This window comes from Stenotrophomonas sp. 10L48, assembly GCF_056395105.1.
The window spans coordinates 251,788-270,370 of record NZ_JBFTIX010000008.1 but is presented as its reverse complement, the minus strand read 5'-3'; the positions used below and the strand labels follow the sequence as shown (position 1 = coordinate 270,370).

The 18,583-nt window shown below is 64.0% G+C and carries 16 protein-coding genes; 1 reads left to right on the top strand and 15 read right to left on the bottom strand.

What is annotated here, in order from left to right; genetic code table 11:
- Positions 1 to 13: 13 nt before the first annotated feature.
- A complete protein-coding gene (locus AC1DCU_RS15380; protein ID WP_282280310.1) occupies positions 14 to 592 on the top strand; it encodes a hypothetical protein in 579 nt (192 codons plus the stop codon).
- 57 nt (positions 593 to 649) lie between these two features.
- On the opposite strand, the gene AC1DCU_RS15375 is transcribed toward AC1DCU_RS15380, so the two are convergent.
- The 15 genes from AC1DCU_RS15375 to AC1DCU_RS15305 all read right to left on the bottom strand — a co-directional run bounded on the left by AC1DCU_RS15375 (position 650) and on the right by AC1DCU_RS15305 (position 18,582).
- Positions 650 to 3,418: a peptidoglycan-binding protein gene (locus tag AC1DCU_RS15375; protein ID WP_313114737.1), complete on the bottom strand. Its 2,769-nt coding sequence runs from the start codon at positions 3,416 to 3,418 to the stop codon at positions 650 to 652.
- Between the two features lie 41 nt (positions 3,419 to 3,459).
- Entirely contained in the window at positions 3,460 to 3,864 is a 405-nt protein-coding gene (locus AC1DCU_RS15370; protein ID WP_033832800.1) for a lysozyme inhibitor LprI family protein, read from the bottom strand.
- 54 nt (positions 3,865 to 3,918) lie between these two features.
- Positions 3,919 to 4,788: a hypothetical protein gene (locus AC1DCU_RS15365; protein ID WP_478014210.1), complete on the bottom strand. Its 870-nt coding sequence runs from the start codon at positions 4,786 to 4,788 to the stop codon at positions 3,919 to 3,921.
- Positions 4,789 to 4,978: 190 nt separating this feature from the next.
- Positions 4,979 to 6,439 carry a SulP family inorganic anion transporter gene (locus AC1DCU_RS15360; RefSeq protein ID WP_282280313.1) on the bottom strand — a complete coding sequence of 487 codons (1,461 nt, stop codon included), beginning with the start codon at positions 6,437 to 6,439 and terminating at the stop codon, positions 4,979 to 4,981.
- Between the two features lie 205 nt (positions 6,440 to 6,644).
- Positions 6,645 to 7,355 (bottom strand): hypothetical protein, encoded by a 711-nt coding sequence (locus tag AC1DCU_RS15355; RefSeq protein WP_180164437.1) that lies wholly within the window; start codon positions 7,353 to 7,355, stop codon positions 6,645 to 6,647.
- The gene (locus AC1DCU_RS15350) at positions 7,355 to 7,633 is read right to left on the bottom strand and encodes a hypothetical protein (protein ID WP_235190001.1); all 279 of its coding nucleotides are present in this window, start codon (positions 7,631 to 7,633) and stop codon (positions 7,355 to 7,357) included. The genes AC1DCU_RS15355 and AC1DCU_RS15350 overlap by 1 nt, the downstream gene beginning before the upstream one ends.
- Before the next feature lie 38 nt (positions 7,634 to 7,671).
- Positions 7,672 to 11,160 (bottom strand): TipJ family phage tail tip protein, encoded by a 3,489-nt coding sequence (locus tag AC1DCU_RS15345; protein WP_032978208.1) that lies wholly within the window; start codon positions 11,158 to 11,160, stop codon positions 7,672 to 7,674.
- The gene (locus AC1DCU_RS15340; protein ID WP_282280315.1) at positions 11,157 to 11,762 is read right to left on the bottom strand and encodes a tail assembly protein; all 606 of its coding nucleotides are present in this window, start codon (positions 11,760 to 11,762) and stop codon (positions 11,157 to 11,159) included. Before AC1DCU_RS15340 ends, AC1DCU_RS15345 begins: the two co-directional genes overlap by 4 nt.
- Entirely contained in the window at positions 11,755 to 12,495 is a 741-nt protein-coding gene (locus tag AC1DCU_RS15335; protein ID WP_032978202.1) for a C40 family peptidase, read from the bottom strand. Before AC1DCU_RS15335 ends, AC1DCU_RS15340 begins: the two co-directional genes overlap by 8 nt.
- 61 nt (positions 12,496 to 12,556) lie before the next feature.
- Positions 12,557 to 13,252, bottom strand: a complete 696-nt coding sequence (locus AC1DCU_RS15330) for a phage minor tail protein L (RefSeq protein WP_312962815.1) — start codon at positions 13,250 to 13,252, stop codon at positions 12,557 to 12,559.
- A 149-nt stretch (positions 13,253 to 13,401) separates the two neighbouring features.
- Positions 13,402 to 14,538: a hypothetical protein gene (locus AC1DCU_RS15325; protein WP_442251472.1), complete on the bottom strand. Its 1,137-nt coding sequence runs from the start codon at positions 14,536 to 14,538 to the stop codon at positions 13,402 to 13,404.
- Positions 14,539 to 14,548: 10 nt separating this feature from the next.
- On the bottom strand, positions 14,549 to 15,019 hold the full coding sequence (locus AC1DCU_RS15320) for a hypothetical protein (RefSeq protein WP_312962819.1): 471 nt from the start codon (positions 15,017 to 15,019) through the stop codon (positions 14,549 to 14,551).
- Between the two features lies 1 nt (position 15,020).
- A complete protein-coding gene (locus AC1DCU_RS15315) occupies positions 15,021 to 16,175 on the bottom strand; it encodes a carbohydrate binding domain-containing protein (RefSeq protein WP_134831859.1) in 1,155 nt (384 codons plus the stop codon).
- 38 nt (positions 16,176 to 16,213) lie between these two features.
- Positions 16,214 to 17,365: a hypothetical protein gene (locus AC1DCU_RS15310; protein WP_051585143.1), complete on the bottom strand. Its 1,152-nt coding sequence runs from the start codon at positions 17,363 to 17,365 to the stop codon at positions 16,214 to 16,216.
- 68 nt (positions 17,366 to 17,433) lie between these two features.
- A complete protein-coding gene (locus AC1DCU_RS15305; protein ID WP_478013595.1) occupies positions 17,434 to 18,582 on the bottom strand; it encodes a hypothetical protein in 1,149 nt (382 codons plus the stop codon).
- Position 18,583 lies beyond the last annotated feature (1 nt).

Here is an 18,583-nt window from a genome sequence, read left to right as displayed (position 1 = left end):
AAGGGAAGCCACAATGAAACCGACTGCATCCTCGCTGGCGGGCTCTGGCCTCGCCTGCCTCACCCTGCTGACGGTGCTGGCTTTGGGCAGTGGTTGCAGCAGCGTCCGCGACGCACGCCTCGCCGAAATCAGGCCGGGCCCACGATGCGACCTCACCGAAGGCGCCACCTTCGACAACCGGCCGTCCTACCTGTCGGAAGGACAGGAAAATGCGCCCGTCGGCGCGCTTTCCAGGCTCTTTGGCGTCTACAACAAGGACATCCACCAGGTCACGATCCGCCAGGAGGCGAGCCGGCTGGTGGCCCGCTTCCATGCCGCCGACGGCACCGGCATCGAGGCTGCAGGCAGCGCTGCCAGCAAGAGCTACAGCGCCGAAGGAGAACAGCTGGTCATCAACCGGTGGTCATCGTGCAAACCGGGCGAGGCCGGCGCCGGCTGCGTCTGGTCACGCGTGGAACTGTCCTGCACGGTGGAAAACGATCTGGTGGTGAAGCAGGTGGACGGAGGCGCGGTCCTGCTGGCCCTGATCATCCCGATGGGCCAACGCAGGACCCAGTTCGGGGTGTACCGGCGGGTCGACCCTGCAGAATGAATCGACAGAAGGCCCCGGGTCGTTGGGCCCGGAGACTTCGGCCACAGTGCAGCAGGCTTACAGGCCGCGGTTGCGCACCTGCTCCTGCTGCTGTTCCTGCACGCGCTGGTTGAACTGGACATCCAGTTCCTCGGTCTGGCGGGTGCTGGCCTCGACCGACTGCGACACGGCCTGTCGGCTGTCGACGAAGGTGCGCTGCGCAGCAGGGTCGCCGACATTGCCCTGCACGGCGAACAAGCCGCTGCCATCCGGGCGTGCGACCACATGGTCGATCTGGCGCATGCCGGCGACCTTGCTCTCGTAGGCCAGCTGGCCGGCGGCGCGTTCGGTTTCCTGCGCATTGGCGAACAGCGGGCACAGGCCAGCCTGCACGCGCTGCTGCTGCAGCTCCTGTAGTTTCTCCAGGGCCTGGTTGAAGCGCGGATTCTCGGCATGCGAAGGATCGCGCATGCTGGGCGCTGCCGGTGCGGTCGGTTCGGTGCGTGCCGGGGCGGCGGCGGTCTGTGCGCCGGCCTTCACTGCGGCCGGGTCGTCCAATCGGCCCAGGGTTTGGCGGCCAGCCTTGCCATCCTGCTCCAGGCCGTTGTTGGCCTGGAACTGCTTGACCGCCGCAAAGGTGTCCTTTCCGTAGATGCCATCGGTCGCCAGCGGCTTGCCGTCGGCGCCCACGTGGCCCAGTGCCGCCAGCTTGCCCTGCAGCGCCTTGACCTCATCGCCGCGTTCGCCCTTCACCAGCATGCCGTCGGCCATCGGCGCCTGCTGCGTGGCACGTGCGGCCTGCGCGGCTTCGGGCCCCTGCGCGTGTACCTTGCCGCCGAGGGTGATGCGGTCGTTGAGCATGTCGCCGAGGTAGCGGCGGAACTGCGCTGGCTCTACTTCGATATGCGCGTGCACCGCGCCGGGTGACCCCACATCGGACTGGCGCACCAGCGGCGCACCGTACTCGACGAAATCGCCGGTCTTGTACGGGATGGAGCCGACGGCGCCGTGCAACACCTGGCCCACCAGTTCGCGGCGGGTATCGCCGGCCGGGTGGCTGAAGATGCTGATGGAATTGGTGCCGTCCTTGTTGAGCTGGACGTAGCCAGCCACCGGACTGGGAATCATCAGGCTGCGCCCGCCGGCACGGTCGGTCAGGATCAGGTCCTTCTGCACCAGCGGAATGCCGTTGGTGTCGCCACGCTTGCGCACGGCCTCCAGTTCACCGTCGACCATGTCCGCGGTGCGGTCAACCTTGCTGGCATCGCCAGCGCGCACAGCGGCGGCATTCGTTTTGGGATGGTGGATCTTCAACTCACGGAACGCGTCCTCGCCGCTGATGCCGTGGCGAAGGACGCGGTTGCTGCTGCCGTTGCCGAAGGGTTCCACCACGGAAATGCGCTCGCCACCGGGCGCTGCGGCGCCTGCAGGGCCAGTGTGTTGCTGCGCTGCGGCTGGCGCAGCCCTCGTCGGGGCTGCCGGCACAGCCGGCGTGGCAGGGGTAGCAGGCGAAGGCGCGGCAGGGCGATGCTGTGCGGCCTCGGCATCGATCGTGCGACGCGTCTGTGCGTCGGCCATGCCGGTGGCCGGCAGATGGTGCTGCTGCTGGAACACATTGATGGCGTGCTGGCTGCCCGCCCCAAGGTAGCCATCGGCGGTGATCGCTTTGCCATGCGCATCGGTCAGGCCCAGCGCGGCCATGTCACGCTGCAGCGCGCGCGCCTCGCGGTCGATCGCACCCAGCGTGGTCGGCCCGGCCTTGCCGTCGACCGGAGTCAGGCCATGGTCACGCTGGAAAGCTTCGACGGCCTGCCGGGTGCTGGCATCGAACTGGCGATCAGGATGGATCGCCTGGGCACCCGCGCCGCCATAACCCAGCGCGTGCAGGTTGTGTTCCAGCTTTTCCACCGCGCGGCCGGTAGAGCCCTCTTTCAGCACCTGCGGGCCACCGCCACCGTGCTTGTGCGAGCGCGCCTGTTCCAGCGCTATGCGGATGTCGGGATCGTTGCCTTCGGTGGCCGGCGCGAAGTCGCGGCGCCCCACTTTCAGATGTGCGCGATCCATCTCCGCCGAGTGGCGGGGATAGGCATCTTCATAAGCAGCGGCGACGTCGGCGGCCGCCAAGCCGGCATAGTATTTCTTGTCCTGGCGGATCTCGGCCGCCTTGTCGCGCAGGTCCTGGTAATCACCACCCCGCTTCAGTACGGCTTCCAGCTGCGGCAGTGTCCCCGGCAACTGGTTGGCGGACTTGGCGATCAGCGCGATCGCTTCGAAACGCTTGTCTTCTGCGATACCACTACCGTGCTTGTCCAGCATCGTCATGGCGATGCGGGTGGCGTTGCGCACCTGCGGGTAGTCCACGTGGGTGTGGATCCACTGCTTGCCTTCGGGCGAACCGGCCCAGGCGTTGATGCTGTCGCGGGTCGGGACATCGATGAAGCGGATCGAGGAGCGTTTGCCCTGGCCGTCGCCGTGACTGAGCAGGTCCGCGCGCAGATCGGCGCGGTCGCTGGTGAAGGGCAGATGGTGCGCTTTGGCGTAGCTGCTGGCCTGCTGGATGACTGCGTCCACGTAGGTCGTCTCGCCGGGCTTCAGCGCACGCTCTTCGGTGGCGCCCAGCGGCCATTTGCCGCGCTGGCCGAAGTCGACCTGGATGGTCCCCAGCGAATAGCCACTGTTGGCGGCCACCGCGCTGACCGTGCCCCATTTCGGCTCATCCAGTCCCTTGGTGATGCCGGCGATGCTGAGGTGGTACGACGATCCGCCACCTTCGGTGCCGCGTCCGACAGCGAAAAACACCGCGCCAGCGGTTGCGTCAAGGTTACGGGTATCGATGTTGTTCGGCATGGCTCACTTCCTTGTCCGTGGAGGGATGACCGTGTTGCGGATTACGGACCGATCAGGCGCAGATAGGTTTCCAGCTGATCGGCGCGCGCGCGCAGGCGCTCGGTGTCATTCAATTTCTGCTGCAGGTTGCCCGGCTGCGAATCGTCGTACAGCACGGTTTCCAGTTCGCCATCGCGCTGGCGCGATTGCAGCCACGCCCGTTGCGCGGCCAGCAGGCGGGCCTTGGCCGAGGTGTCGAGATGTCCCTGCAACTGCTGGTATGCCTGGTTCAACCGGCGGTCCTGCCGGTCCGATTCGCTGGACAGGCAGGCGGCCTCTTCGATGGAGCCCTGCGCGCGGCCTGAGCACGCCTGGAAGGCCGCGCTCAGCGCGGGCGCTGCATGCACCTGGCCGGTGCACAGCACCGCCATCGCCGCTAACACAATGCCCGAGGTCCTGCTCGCCATGGTCTGCTTCCTACCGGTCAATGCTTCAATGCGTTGCACAGGACGAATGCCCCGTCAGGGGGCCAGCATGCGCTTCTGCAGCTCCACTGCGCGGTTGGCGTAGCGGTTGATACGGCACGACTGCGCGTCCAGCGCCTGGCCCACGCTCTCCGTGGCCACACCGCAGCGCTTGTCGGTGTCTTCGGCCCAGTTCGCCTGCTCGTCCATCCAGCGGTCCTTGGCCGGGCCGTCGGGGCTGTCCATCAGCCGCGCAACCTGTGCTTCCAGGAGCGCTTTGTGGTGGGCGAGCTCGGTCGTGTCGCAGACTTCCAGCTGATCGTCCATACCCCGGGCATCCTGCACGCACCGGGTGTATTCGGGCCGCAGCGTTGCCTGGGTATAGGAGGTATCGGGCGGGCCACTTTGCGCCATCAATGCGTCGGCACGGTTCGCCACGCGGAACAGGCGGCACTCCTGTGCCTTCTGCAGGTCATCCACACCGGCATTGGACGGAGCGGCGCAATGACGGTCGGTATCGCTGCGCCAGGTTRCCTGGGTGGCAAGGAACGCCTGCTTCGCAGCAGCGTCGAGCCCGGTCACAGCCTTGCTGGCACCCTCCTGCAGGCGCCCTTCCTGATAGGCCAGTTCATCCTTGCCGCAGGCCTGCAGCTTGCCCGCATCCTCCACGCCATCCACGCACCAGCCATAAGCCGGGCGCAGACGACCGTTCGTGTAGGACGCATCGGGGTACCCGGAGGAATCACCAGACGCTGGGTTGGGGGTCGCTGCCGGCGATGCCGCGGCGAGCGGTGCCGGGGTGGGCGCCGCTTCGGCCGACGCAGGGGAAGAAGGTGCCTGGCACGCGGTGAGCGCCAGGCACAGGGCCAGCACCTTCCAGTACCGACGGCCGAAGGCGATCTGTTCATTGCCCCGACGGGCATCCATTGCCTGCATTGCTTGTATCTCCCTTGCGTGTCGCCAGCGGTCGCCGGCCGGGAGGGGCCGTCCATCGGCCCCATCACGGTGGCAATCCTACGACAGCGGCGGTTTCAGATGGCTGACTGGATTCAGCTTGCGCGGACGGCGTCGCAGAAACTGCCTGGCCAGTTCGAGGCATGGAGCCGCGAGCGCGCGGTCAATGTGCGCTGCCCCTGCCCCCCACCTGTTCGATCAGCGTCTGGCTGGCCGCGTTGAGGCCGACAACACTGACTTCGGCGCCATGCGCGGTCAGCTTTTCCTGCGCGCGCTGCAGCGCGGCGACGGCAGTCAGATCCCACAGGTGAGCCTCCCGCAGGTCGATCTGTACCTTCGGCGCCACGTGCTGGTAGTCGAACGCCGCACCCAGCTGTCCGGCGGAGGCGAAGAATACCTGGCCGCGCACGCGGTAGACCTGCATGTCCATGTCCGCAACGTCTTCGCGTTGCACGTCGAGCATGCGGCCCACCTTGCGGGCGAAGAACAGGGCAGACAACAGCACGCCGCTGAGCACACCCTTGGCCAGGTCGTGGGTGACCACGGTGACCACCACGGTCAGCAGCATCACTGCCGACGAGCTGCGCGGATGCGTGCGCAGGTCGCGCAGCGAGCGCCAGCTGAAGGTGCCGATGCTGACCATGATCATCACCGCCACCAGTGCGGCCATCGGGATCTGCCGCACCAGATCGCTGCCGTATACCACCAGCACCAGCAGCAGCACGCCGGCCACCAGGCAGGACAGGCGGCCTCGACCGCCGGAGGTCACGTTGATCACCGACTGACCGATCATCGCGCAGCCGGCCATGCCACCGAGGAAACCGGTGACCGTGTTGGCCAGGCCCTGGCCGACGCACTCGCGGTTGCGCTCACTGGGCGTCTCGGTGATGTCCTCGACAATCTGCAGGGTCATCATCGATTCGAGCAGGCCGACCACCGCCAGCGTGGCTGACACCGGCAGCAGGATGCGCAGCGTTTCCCAGGTGAAGGGCACATCGGGGATGAGGAAGTACGGCAGGCTGTCGGGCAGCTGGCCCATGTCGCCCACGCTGCGTACATCGATGCCGAAGCCGATGACCACGGCGGTGAGCACGATGATCGCCACCAGCGGCGAAGGCACTGCGCGGTTGATGCGCGGCAGCAGGTAGATGATCGCCAACGCGGCGGCGCACAGCACATACACGGTGGGGCCGCGGCCGATCAGCTCGGGCATCTGGGCCAGGAAGATCAGGATGGCCAACGCGTTGACGAAGCCGGTGATGACCGAGCGCGAGACGAAGCGCATCAGCGAGCCCAGCTTGAACACGCCGGCCAGCACCTGCAGCAGGCCCGCCAGGATGCTGGCGGCAAACAGGTACTGCAGGCCGTGGTCCTTGACCAGGTCGACCATCACCAGGGCCATCGCGCCGGTGGCGGCAGAGATCATGCCGGGGCGGCCGCCTGCAATCGCGGTGATGACGGCAATGGAGAAAGCAGCATACAGGCCGACCTTGGGGTCGACGCCGGCGATCAACGAGAACGCGATGGCTTCGGGAATCAGTGCCAGGGCGACGACGGTGCCGGACAGCAGATCACCACGGAGGTTGCCGAGCCATTGCTGGCGCAGGGGATAAGAGGTTTGCATGGGAAAACTCCGCGCACACGTGGGCTGGGCCACGTGGCGCTGCAGTGAAAGACGCGGGTTCCTGAGCCGGTTGGGCCGGCTGCCGAGGGGCGGCAAGGGTCAGGGTGGCGTGATCACTGCAGTGCGTCGTCGGGGAGCGTGGAAGGGGCGCAGTCTACGGGAAGGGGCCGGGCGGCTCAAATGGCCGCCCGGCTGCGCGGCCGCGTCAGTAAGTGTGGGCCGCGATCAGGAAATTAGGTAGCTGCCCGGCAAAGCTCTGATAGGACGCTCCATTCAACGATCGTGGTCGGTTTTCCCGGCGGCGGCAGTAGTTCAAGCGTAGCTGCGAGCTATTCGGGGTATTGATGAAAGGCTGGTAGCGCATGTTGCCGCGCAGGGTTGGACCACTGCCATGGAAGGCATAGATGTCGTGGCAAAGGCCAATGTCGGACATGAGGTAGGCAAGGTTTTCCCCAGGGCCGTTGAACAGGGGCCCCTGACGCAAATTGTCGGTTGACATCTCGGTGAAGCTAGGCACGCTGGCGCCGGACTTGTCGACCAGGCCGGCTATGCGCAAAGGGCGATTGGACATGTCCCATTGAATGGAGCCATCTGGATTGAACACTTGCATACCGGTGCTCCCACTGACCGTTGCACGCCCCCAGGCCCACCAGTCAAAGCTGGTGGTGCCTTGTGCCATGTTCCAGGAAAAACCATTCGTGGAAGATGCCACCTGCGCGGATCCGCCATTGCAGCGGATGAACACAAGATACGGAACGCTCTGAGGCGGAAGGCTGACGTATCCGCCCACGCCATAAACAGATGGGTTGCTTGCAACCGCCTGCGTCCCCTTGGCGATAGCGAAAAAGACGAAAGAGTGCGCGTTCACCAGCACGGGGACGCCACTATCGTTGGTGACTTCAAGACCGACGGACATCAGAAGGTTCCATAGAAAATGTAAGTGGAGGGATTGGCGATCGGTGAGAACGTGAACCGCATCATCAGCGTGTTGCCCCCATCAATGAACGACATGACGCCCATGTTCGGGGCGGAGAACTGATTTCCGTTCTGGTCCTGCCAGCTGTCGGACGTCGGACTGGGAAGAATGGCAAATGGCTGCCCCAGCCCCGCCAGGCCGACCGGACTCTGGGAATTGCCGGTGATCGTCATGCCACCCATCACCTTTCCGGCCCGATCATTGGTGTCGAACCACATCTGCCCATCCGGGCCGAAAATCTGCATACCTGTTGCCATCACCAGATCCCCATGCGGACGCGCACGCGACCGCTGCTGTCGTAAACGTGGATGACACTGTCATTGATGGTCAGGCGGCCACCGTTCTCGGGGCCGCTCATCGTCAACGTGCCGTTCTTGTCGAGTCTCCATCGGGGCTGACCATCGGCCCCCACGGCGTTGGACTGGATCACATCGCCGATCATCGCGTTCTGGATCCAGCCAGTGCCGATCAGTGCCTGGCTGATGAAGGTCTGCCCGCCCTGTACCACGAACGGCGCACTGACCTGGCCACTGTTGGTGTTGAACAATGCGAAGCGATCGGCCTGCATCAGGATCTGGCTCTGGTAACTGCCATCGGGCTGCTGCTCCACGCCCAGACCCATGCCGGCCATGTAGATCTGACCTGCACTGCTGATCTGCGCCTTGACCGTATAGGTCGCGCTGACCTTGCCATCCAGATTCACCACGGCCTGCGAGACCTGCTGCACGGCCGCGCTGACGCCTTCGATCTTGCCAGGTACGCCATCGATGGAGGCTTCAACCGTGTCCACGCGCTTGGCCAGCGCCGCGTCCTTTTCGGCCATCACGCTGTAGACGGTGATGGCGCCGGCGGTAACGTCGTTCTCACCGACGTTGTAGTCCTCCTCGCCCGCACTGTGGTCGCTGACCTGGGCGAACAGGCCATCGACTTTCTGCCCCTGCGCAGCCACCTTGCCATCGACCTCGGTGACATCCATCTCAAGCTGATCGACCCGACCGACAATGGCACCGGCATCGGCGATCGCATCGCCCACATCCTTCCAATGCGTGCCCGGCGGCGTTTCGTTGCCCGCTGCAGTGTCCTGCCAGCTCCAGATCCGGCCGTCATGGATGACGGTCTGGCCCGCGGTATAGGTCGCCTCCGCATCCCAGACCAGCGGCAGCACCTCGCTGACGCGCTCGATCTTCTGCTGCAGTTGCTGGCCAAGTGCACTTTCGTTGATGCGACCGGCGAAGTAGGCGTCATAGTCCGCCTGGTTGCTGCTGGACTCTCCCAGTACGCCAGCGCCCACCGGGTGCCATGGACCTATGTTGCCGCTGCGATCAACCAGGCGACCCCAGAACCAGAAACGTGCGCCGGCCGCCAGGCCATTCATCTGGTGCCGTGCCTGCGGATAGGCAAAGTCACCGAGTTTGATGGCCGCTGCACGGTCAGGACTGGTGCTGTACCAGAGCTCGGTACGCTCGGTATCGGTAGCACCAACAGGGAACTGCCAGTCCAGCTCGATGCCGAAAACGCGACTGCGGACCGTGAGCGAAGACAGCGCTGGCGGTGGCGTGGTCTTGCCCTCAATCGTCGTCAGCGCGCTGACCATCGGCTGCGACACCGCTCCCAGCGCATTGACTGCACGAACCCGGGCCAGGTACTGGCCGGCGTAGATGCCGCGCACTTCCAGGCTCTGCGTACCCACGCGGCCGGCACGGACCCAGTTGAGATCACCACGACGCCATTCCACGTCATAGGCAATCGCCTTGTCCGCCGCGTCCCACTCGATGGTGAGTACGGAAGTGGCGATACCCTGGTCGACGACCACATGCGAGGCCATCCGCACGTTCGCTGGCGGCGGCTGCACGCTGGGTGGCACGATGCTGATCGGCGGCTGCTCCAGGCGCGTGCCATCGTCGATGGCGGCGTACTTGCCCGGCACATGCTTGAGCGCGGTGATCTGGTAGGTCAGCTCTTCGCCTTCACTGATCGACAGCACGCGGTACTGCTGCAGCGCCAGCTCCGGCGACTCCAGTGCCCAGACCGACTGCGCGACCGGTACTGCCGACCACGGCGCGGTGACGGTGACCGTCTCGCCATCAACCGACTGCACGGTACGTGCTTCGGAATGCCCATTGGGCAGCGTCGCACGCAGGGTATCACCGGCTTCAATCTTCTCCGGCGGCTGGTCCAGCACCAAGGTGCGCGCACCCGCGCTGCGGATGCGCCCTGCATTGCGGCGACCGGCGCGGTTCGGGTCGGCCACCTGGATGATGTCGCCGGGCATGCAACCCAGGGCATCCAGCCCCACCGAGAAGCTGATCGTCTCGGTTTCCAGCATCTCGGTGTGCAGGATGTGGTTGCCCACGCGCTGCGCCTGCGAACGCGAATGGCAACCCACCGCCGTCACTTCGGTCTGGTTGATGCCATAGCGGGCGACACCAGGCAGGTGCTGTACCACTTCGACCTTCTGCCGGCCGAAATCATCCGGATCGATCCAGGACACCAGAGCGACGGTGTGCCGCGCCGTGCGGCTGCTGCCTGCATAGTGGAAGCGACCCTCGATGACATTGGCCTGGCTGTAGGTCAGCAGCGGGTCCTTGGGCATGTCGGCCGAAGCCATGACCTGGCCAGCTGCATAGAAGCTGATGCCTCGGAACATGGTGGCGATGTCCTGCAGCACCCTGTATGCCTCAGCGCGGGTCTGCAGGTACAGGCTGCAGGTGAATCGTGGCTCCCTGCCGCCCTGGCCATCGCTGACCAGTTCGTCGCAGTAGCGGGCGATCTGGTAGAGGCGCCACTTGTCCACCCAGTCCAGCGGGATGCGATGACCCAGGCCGAAGCGATCGTTGGTGACGATGTCGAAGAAGACCCACGCCGGATTGTTGGTCCAGCCGCTCTTGAAGGTGCCATCCCACACACCGCTGTAGACGCGGGTGAGCGGGTCATAGTTGGACGGAATACGTACGATGCGCCCCCACAGCTGATACGAGCGCGTGGGAATGTTCTGGAACTGGCTGGCATCGACCTGCACCGCCGCCAGCGCGCAGTTGGGATAGCGCAGCTTGGCATCGATGATCTCGGTCATCGACAGCACGTTGACGGTATCGGCGATGGTGCTGCTGTTGGCGTTCGCGGTCAGCCGTCGGATGCGCACCTGCCACTGGCTGCCTGCCGGAAGATCGATGCGGCGGCTGCGTTCGTACTGGCTGGTGGTCTTGCCACTGAAAGCGTCGTTCAGCACGGTGCTGAACGGGCCGCCGTCGGTGGACAGGTCCACCGCATACATGATGCGATAGCCCTCGGTATCACCGTTTTCGGTGTTGGTCTTCTGCAGCGCGGGCACCGCAAAGCGGATGCGCACCGCCGACAGATCGGCGCCGGACACGGTGCGTACCACGGGCGCATCGCTGCGCAGTTCGACGTTGACGCCGACTTCGTTCTCGATCGAGGGGAAGCCGCTGATGTGCTCCTGGTCCTGGGTGCCTGAGCGCGTCTGCACGTCCACGCCGGAGAAGTTCAGCGTGCCGTCCGGGTTCTCGATCGGCACCTGGTCCAGGTAGATCGACTGCTTGCCCGCTACCAGCCCGCGGATCTCGCCTTCACTGGCCAGGTCGATGATGCGGGCCACTGCCATCGAGTGCAGGCTGTCCGGCGTTTCCACCGGCGTGCGTGCATTGCTGGCGCCCTTCTTTGCACCCACCAATGTGGGTATGGGTGCACTGCGCTCACGCTGTGCGGAATGAATGATCTGGTTCAAAACTGGTCCTCCGCCAGGATGCCGCCGCTGATCACGGCCGAGCCGATGAACATGCCTTTCTTGTCATGGCCGCCGTAAGCGACCGGTACGGGATTGCCCTGTGCCTGGGTGTTGACGGTGCCGTTCATGCTGTAGCTGGGCGCGTTTTCGGGGGAGTCTTTGGCGCTCAGGCCTCTCGGCTGAGGGGAGAGCATCTGAACAACGCCGCCGACCGCCATGCTTATGCCGAACTTGATGAAGGGTGTGCCAGCGGTTCCACCCGTCCACGCATTTACCACCACACCGACGACGATCAGAACGACACCCACGATTGTCTGCAACGCGCCACCCCGCTTGCTACCGACCATCACCGGCGCAATACGGATGTCATCCTGCCCCGGCGGGTCGTGCAACTGCTCCCGGGAGAGATTTTGTTTACCGTTGAACACGGCAAACTCCATGCCCTTGGCCTTTGCAGCCATCAGGTACTGCTGGAACCCAGGCAGCATCACGCATAGGGCATGCACGGCCTCGGCCGGGCTGTTCACCGCCAGCCGGAACTTGCGCCCGAAGCGCGCGCCCAGCTTGCCGTACAGGCGAATGGTACGAAGACGGTCAGTCATGGCGCACCTCGCGATGGCGGACGATGCAACGGGTGCGCTCGGCCCACATGCCGCCGTAGGGCACGGACTCGGAAAGACGACCGTGCAGGTGATGCAGCATCTGCCCGTTGCCCAGGTACACGCCGGCGTGATTGGTCACCGGCGAGCGGATCTGCATCAGGATCATGTCGCCACGCCGCGGTTCGCCTTCGATCAGGTCGAAGCCTTCCGCATGCAGTCGTTCAAGGCTGTACAGGTCCTGGCCCTTGTCCCACCAGTCGTCGTCGCGGGTGTAGTCGGACAAGGAAATGCCCAGTTCCCGCGCATGGAAGTCGCGCACCAGGCTGTAGCAGTCCAGCACGCCGTGGGCGAACTGGCGGCCGACCAGCGGCGCAACATAGCCGTTCGGCTGGATGGTCTGCAGGTCACCGCATTCGGGTGCCTCGCCATCCACCTGACCGACGCTGACGATGTGCCAGGTCAGGCCACTGTGCTCGCACATCACCCGATCCGCGTCGGACGGTGTGGCGGCTGCGTCGGGATGGCTGTGCACCAGGGCCAGCACCTCGCCCTTGTCCTCGGCCACGGCATAGTCCTCGGCCGGCAGGCGGAAGTGTTCACTGGGTGTGCCCGCGAGGTTGCGGCACGGCAGATAGTGCTCGTGGCCTTCGATGGCCACGATCAGCCCGCAGCACTCGCGCGGGTACTCGGCCACGGCATGTGCCTGGATGGCCTGCAGGGTTGTTGGTTGCATGTTTCACCCATGAAAAAAGCCCGCGCGAGCGGGCCTTGAAGTGGAAAGTCGGAGAGCGGGATCAGGAACGAAGCAGGCCAGCGGCCGGGAAGCCGCCATAGGGCAAAGGCTTGTCTTGGCCGAAACGCATCTTGCAGCTGCGCACACGGCCCCCGCACTGGTCGCGGGCGGGATCATCGGTGGCCACGTCGTCGCCATCGGCAACCGCCGGACCGTTGTAGCCGCAGTAGGGGCCGCGGTAGCCACCCCGCACCAGCCAGCCACACATGCCGGCGATGATCTGCCGACCAGGCAGCTGTTCGCCGTTGAGATCGATGGCCGTGGTCAGTTCGAACTCCACCGTCTGCTTGTCCTCACCGACCTTGCGCTCGATGAACCAGACCTCGTCGGGGAAGTGCTCTGCCGGATCGGCGCTGGAATTTCCCTCTTCGAAGTTGGCTGCATCCAGATACTTGGCGAGCGTCTGCCGACGGATGACACGGGCGCCGACCAGATCATCGAACAGCAGGCACATCGCGGTGATGCGGCCATCGATGTTGCTGACCCGAAGTTTGGGGTTCGGCGGCTGGTCGCTGGTTCGTTCAAAGCCGCTGGCTTCGATCGGCCAGGGGCCGTACTCCTGCCCCTGCCAGATGATCACACCGCTCTGCAGGTGCGCGTGGAAGAACAGCTGGTCGGCACCGAAACTGCTGGCGTCCAGTTCGAAGACGGTAATGCGGCTACCCGGCTCGAGTTGCTGGGCATCGGCGGTGATCATGAGGTGCGCTCCTGGGCGGTGGCGGGATGAGGCGGTACGGGATGGGACGGCTGACCGCAGGGCACGATGACACGGTGTCCGGGGCGCAGTGACGCATTGGTGGTGAAGCCGCTGACGCGGCCGGTTTCGGTCGTGATTGTGCTCATGGCTCAGAGCTCCGCGTCTGCGTGCACCAGGACCTGGGAGGTGGTCGACCACACCACGACTACTCCGTACTGCTGCATGCTGTTGGACATCGAGGACAACACGGCCGCGTCCACGGTGGACTGCCAGCCCGGATCGCCGCCGTTGAAGTTGATGAGACTGCCTTCGGAGCCGAAGCCCACCAGGTTGAGCGCGGTGGAGGGCGAGGTGATCCTGGGCGCCGAGCGCTTGCGTACCTTGAACGGGATGCAGGCGCGCGAATCGCCGTTGGCGGTGTAGGTGATTCCCAGGATCCGGTTCACATCAACTGTTTCGTAGTAGCGCTGGCACAGCAACAGTTCAAGCGCTTCGGGCCGGCGATCGAAATCGGTCGCGGTGTCACCCTCCTCGACCTGCATTTCAGCCAGATAGACCACGCCACTCTTCTGTCCCGCCCCGAACGCGCGACCGGCGAAGTTCGCGCCCGCGTCCATCCACAGGCTGAGCTGTAGATAGCTGTCGGCGCCCAGGGTCTGCCCTGCGATGCCAGGCACATCCACGGTCAACTGGTGCCAGCGCCACATCGTATCGAGCGTGACGCCGCCGCCGATGCTGTCCCTTGCCGTTGAGCCGCCGGTGCCGAACGACTGCTGGAATTCCAGGCCCACCTTGAAGTTGTCGACCGTGGCCCTCGCCTTGAAGCTGACGGTGACCCGCTTTCCCGCGAACGTACGCACGTCTTCGATGCGCTGCTGCACCAGTGCCATGCTGTCGGCGCCGGCAACACTTTCGACGACGAGCTTCAGCAGGTGACGGGAACCTGCAATCAGCCTTCCCGCCGCACCACCGCCTGCCGCAATGTCGTCGCGCGATGCAGAGAGAGTGGTCGCCTGCGCGTTCATCAGCCAGCGATCGGCGGTAGGACGGGCACCGGTAGATGCGGAAAACGCCGTACCCCTTTGCCAGACCCGGAAGTCACCGTTGATAAGGCGGTTGCGGCCTGCCATTCGGCTTTCCAGGCCGTCCACGGCGGCTTGTACGCCGTCCAGGCCTGCGTAGACGTCGGCGAAGTTGTCGTTGACCTTGGTGAATGCCGGGCGCTGTGTTTCACCCCGTTTACCATTCGCTTGAATGGTATCTAGGTCGATGATTTTTCTTGCCATGAACGCTCCTCTAGATTCCTGCGGGCCCGCGCTCCGGCGGACCGCCGTCGGAAGTCCCGCACACCCAGTCGAATGTCTCCGGCTGCGGTAGTTTCTGCCTGATCTGTTCCCAGGTCTGCGCATCTTCGGGCGATGCGATGGTCAGATTTGTCAATGCCAGATTGACTGCATCGCGCCACGCCACCATCGCTCGGGCCTCGCAGGAGAGTCCCGAGATCACGCTGCTGATGTAGCTACAGCAGCTTTCTATGGATGTATGCCCCAGTGTCTGGACGTACTCGCACATCCATTGCTCCGCCTGGCGGCGCAGCAGATGGAGGTGCTCGGTGGATCCCGCCGGGTAGGGCGGCGGCGCTGGCGAGGGCGCGTTGCCAGCCAGGATCCACGTCTCATAGTCTCGCCACATCCAGTGGCCACGCGGAATGAACGCTCCGGTGTCTGTGCACTTGATGATGTCCGGATCGTGCGTCAGTTGATACATGTCAAAGCTCCGCATCTGCAGTCCAGTGGAAGGAGGAACCCCAGTTCCCGGGTGCCGACACATAGTTGACCTGGGCTCCGGACTGGCCTGGGTTGACGATCGACGTCACCGTGCCGGCACCACCAGATGCACCAGAGACCTGGCTGACGGCACCGGTTGTGTCGTTGTAGACGGTGTAAGCAGGCGTCGCCCGCTTCAGTACGCGGCAGCGGATGTGCGAGGTACTGCCCACGCCGACCGAGCGGTCATAGAACTGGTTGTCCCGACCGGCCCCATCAGCGGTGCCAGGCGGTACATCTATGTTGTAGCTCTTCTCGAAGTAGCGCTGGCACAGCAGCAGCTCCAATGCGTCTGGTCTACGCTCGAAGTCGGTGGCTGCAGCGCCATCTTCCAACTGCACCATCGCGATGTCGAAGTTGCCTGTCTGATGCCCCAGGCCTGGAACCCGATTGCTGAAGTCCGGACCGGTGGACATCCACAGCGAGACCCATGTGCAGTGTCCGGCACCGTTGGTGTTCTTTCCGGAAACACTGGGTACATCGAACGTCATCGTGTACCTGCTCCAGGTTCCTGTCAGCGTGGCGATGCCAGCAAACATCTGTGTCGAGGAGTCCTGACCACGGAAATCCTGCTCGATTTCCACGGCAATCTTTGATCCGGGCGCTGCCTTCGCATAGAAGGAAAGCGTCAGCTTCCTGCCACTGAGCAGTGTTACGTCTTCGATCAATTGCGAAACGCGCTGGTAGCTGTTCCTGGCCGAAGAGGCGCCTACGTTGACATTCATGTACCAGCGCGGATTGCCAGGAACTGCGGTCTGTCCCGGCTCCAGCGGGAAGCGCGCCATTGAAAGCGTTCCGTTGCCGTTGTCACGCTTCCAGCGATCGGCCAGATAGTTCGAACCTGTGCCCTGTGCCAGGCCCCACCCGCGCTGCCAGAAGCGGAAGTCACCATTGACGAGGTAGTTCCTGGCCAGTGATCTACCGGCCAACGCTGCATCCAGGGCTGCTGGAATTGCCGTGACGGCCTCTTGAGCGTCCTTCAAGCCGCTATACACCTCGGCAAAATTGTCGTTGATCTTGGTGAACGCCGGCCGCTGTGTCTCGCCTCGCTTTCCATTCGGTTGAAGGGAATCGAGGTCGATAATCTTTCTTGCCATGTCGGGATCCTATTGTTCTGGTGAGAGACCGCTACGGATCAGAACTCAGCGTCGGCCCACCAATGCCACCAGCCGCCCCATCGGCCCGGGTTGTTCGACCAACTCACTTCATAGCTGGATGGCGAGGCGTAGTTCACTACGCAGGGAACACGGGAGATGTTGTCCTCGGCGATGTGTCCATCCTGCTGGGTGGTATCAGCCGAAATGATCATCACGTAGGGGTGCGCACGTTTTGCCACCAGGAAGCGCACGCTCTGGTAGTGGGCAACCCCCGGGTTGTTCAACGAGAATGCCTCGCGTCCTTCGTTGTGCGGCGTATTGGGCGGGACATCCAGGTTGTAGCTCTTCTCGTAGTAGCGCTGGCACAGGGCCAGCTCCACGCCGGGCGGCCGCCAGTCGAAGTTCGTTGCATTGAGCCCAGGTTCGACCTGGAACTGGGTAAAGCCGAAGGATCCATTCTGGCCTGCCAACGCCCCGCCATATCCACCGGCGCATAGATCGAAGACCACGTAAATGTGGTCGTTGCCGTTGGTTCCCAGCTTCTTCCCTTTCGTACTCGGCAACGTCACGGTGAGTGACTGACGCGACGCTCCAGTGCTCAACGTGAGGACGCCCGCCTCGGTGGAAACCTGAGGCGAAGGCGTCCCACCGGTTCCAAAGTCCTGGATGACACGCACACCCACCTTGCGCCCGGCTACGTCGCTGTTCGCCCAGACCGAGATCGTGACGGCGCCGCTGGCGCTTCGCACACCTTCGATTCTCTGGCCCATCCAGGCGCCGCTGTTGGCGACTGCACCGGATACCGTGCACACGAGGATGGCGCGGGTGTCTTCGGGATAGCCCAACTGTCCCTCGTACGGTACACGCTGGATGTCATGACTGCAGCTCAACGCGGAGTTGGAGAAGCGATCGGCAAAGAGCGTTTCTGCACCCAGTGTTCCCGAGCCGCTGCCGACACGTCCAGAAGTGCGACGCTGCCAGAACTGCAGGCCGCCATTGATGAAGAGATTGCGCCCGGGCAACCGCCCACTGATCGCGTGGTCCACCGTCTCTGGAAGCTTTTCCACCGCGGCCAGGGCATCGTAGACCTCTGCGAAGTTCTCGTTGATCTTGGTGAAGGCCGGGCGCTGTGTTTCACCCCGCTTTCCATTCGGTTGAATGGAATCGAGGTCGATGATTCGTCGTGACATTTCTGCTGTTTCCTTGTCTTTTCGGGGATTGCACCAAGCAGCGCATTCCGCAGCGGTGCTCGCGGATCTCAGATTTCCGCGTCCAGGATGATTCCGGTACCCGCGTCGGCGGAGTCTGCGCTCTGCAGGATCCCGGCCTGACCAGCAGCGGCTTCGTTCAAGGACCCGATGATGGTCATCCTCGTCGAAGACACTTCGACCGCGTTGAGCGCCGTCAGGCTCGTCGCCCCCGATCCCGTAAGGAGTCGCCACTGCGGCAGGTTTGAGAATCCGACCGTGGGGATGGTCCGCATCCGCTGGCTGAATGGATAGATCAGGTACACCTTGTTGTCACCACGGATGAGGCCGACACCGGCGTTGAAGCGAACTCCGCCGTCAAAGTAGGAACCCGTGGCATCGGCCTGGTAGTAGCGCCGACAACGCTGCACTTCTTCGTCCAGCGGACGCCACTCGAAAGCCGTGGCCGTAGCGCCGCGCTCCCACTGGAATTCTCCGAAGTAGACCTGGCCATGCTGCGCACCAAGGCCGGCGGTGCGGTTGGCAAACTGCGTGCCCGCAGATACCCACACGCACATCACGGCGGCACCTTCATCAGATAGTGTTTTTCCCGAGATGGAGGGCAGCGTCACTGTCTTGCGGATTCTGTTCAGGCCAGGAGCGAGCTCGAAAATCTCAGGTGCAACGGCCAGTACCGGGGCGCTGCCCGTTGCGCCGAAGGTCTGCGCGAACTCCAGTGCGATCCTGCGGCCCCCCGCACCTGCATTGAATACCAGGAAGGACACCGTGCTTGGGGTATCGGCGAAGGTTCGCACGTCCTCCACACGTTGCTCGAACACGAAGAAATGCTTCTCTGCGTCGGTGTTTCCACTCGAGCTGACGGACAGCGTGTACTTGCTCCGGGGAAAATTGTTGTCCCCCATAGCCGTGGGGTTCCGCCTGAACACAGGATCGGCGATGCCCTGCATCTGAAGGAACCAGCGATCGGCCGTGTACCTTCCCGATGTGTTGAAACTCGTACCCCGCTGCCAGCAGTCGAAATTGCCATTGATCAGGCGATTTCTTCCCGAGACCGCACGTGCGACCGCCTCGGGTACTGCATCCACCGCCAAGGCCACTTCCTTGAAATTCTGGTTGATCTTGGTGAAAGCGGGGCGCTGCGTTTCGCCCCGCTTGCCGTTGGGCTGGATGGTGTCCAGGTCGATCTGCTGAAGATCCATG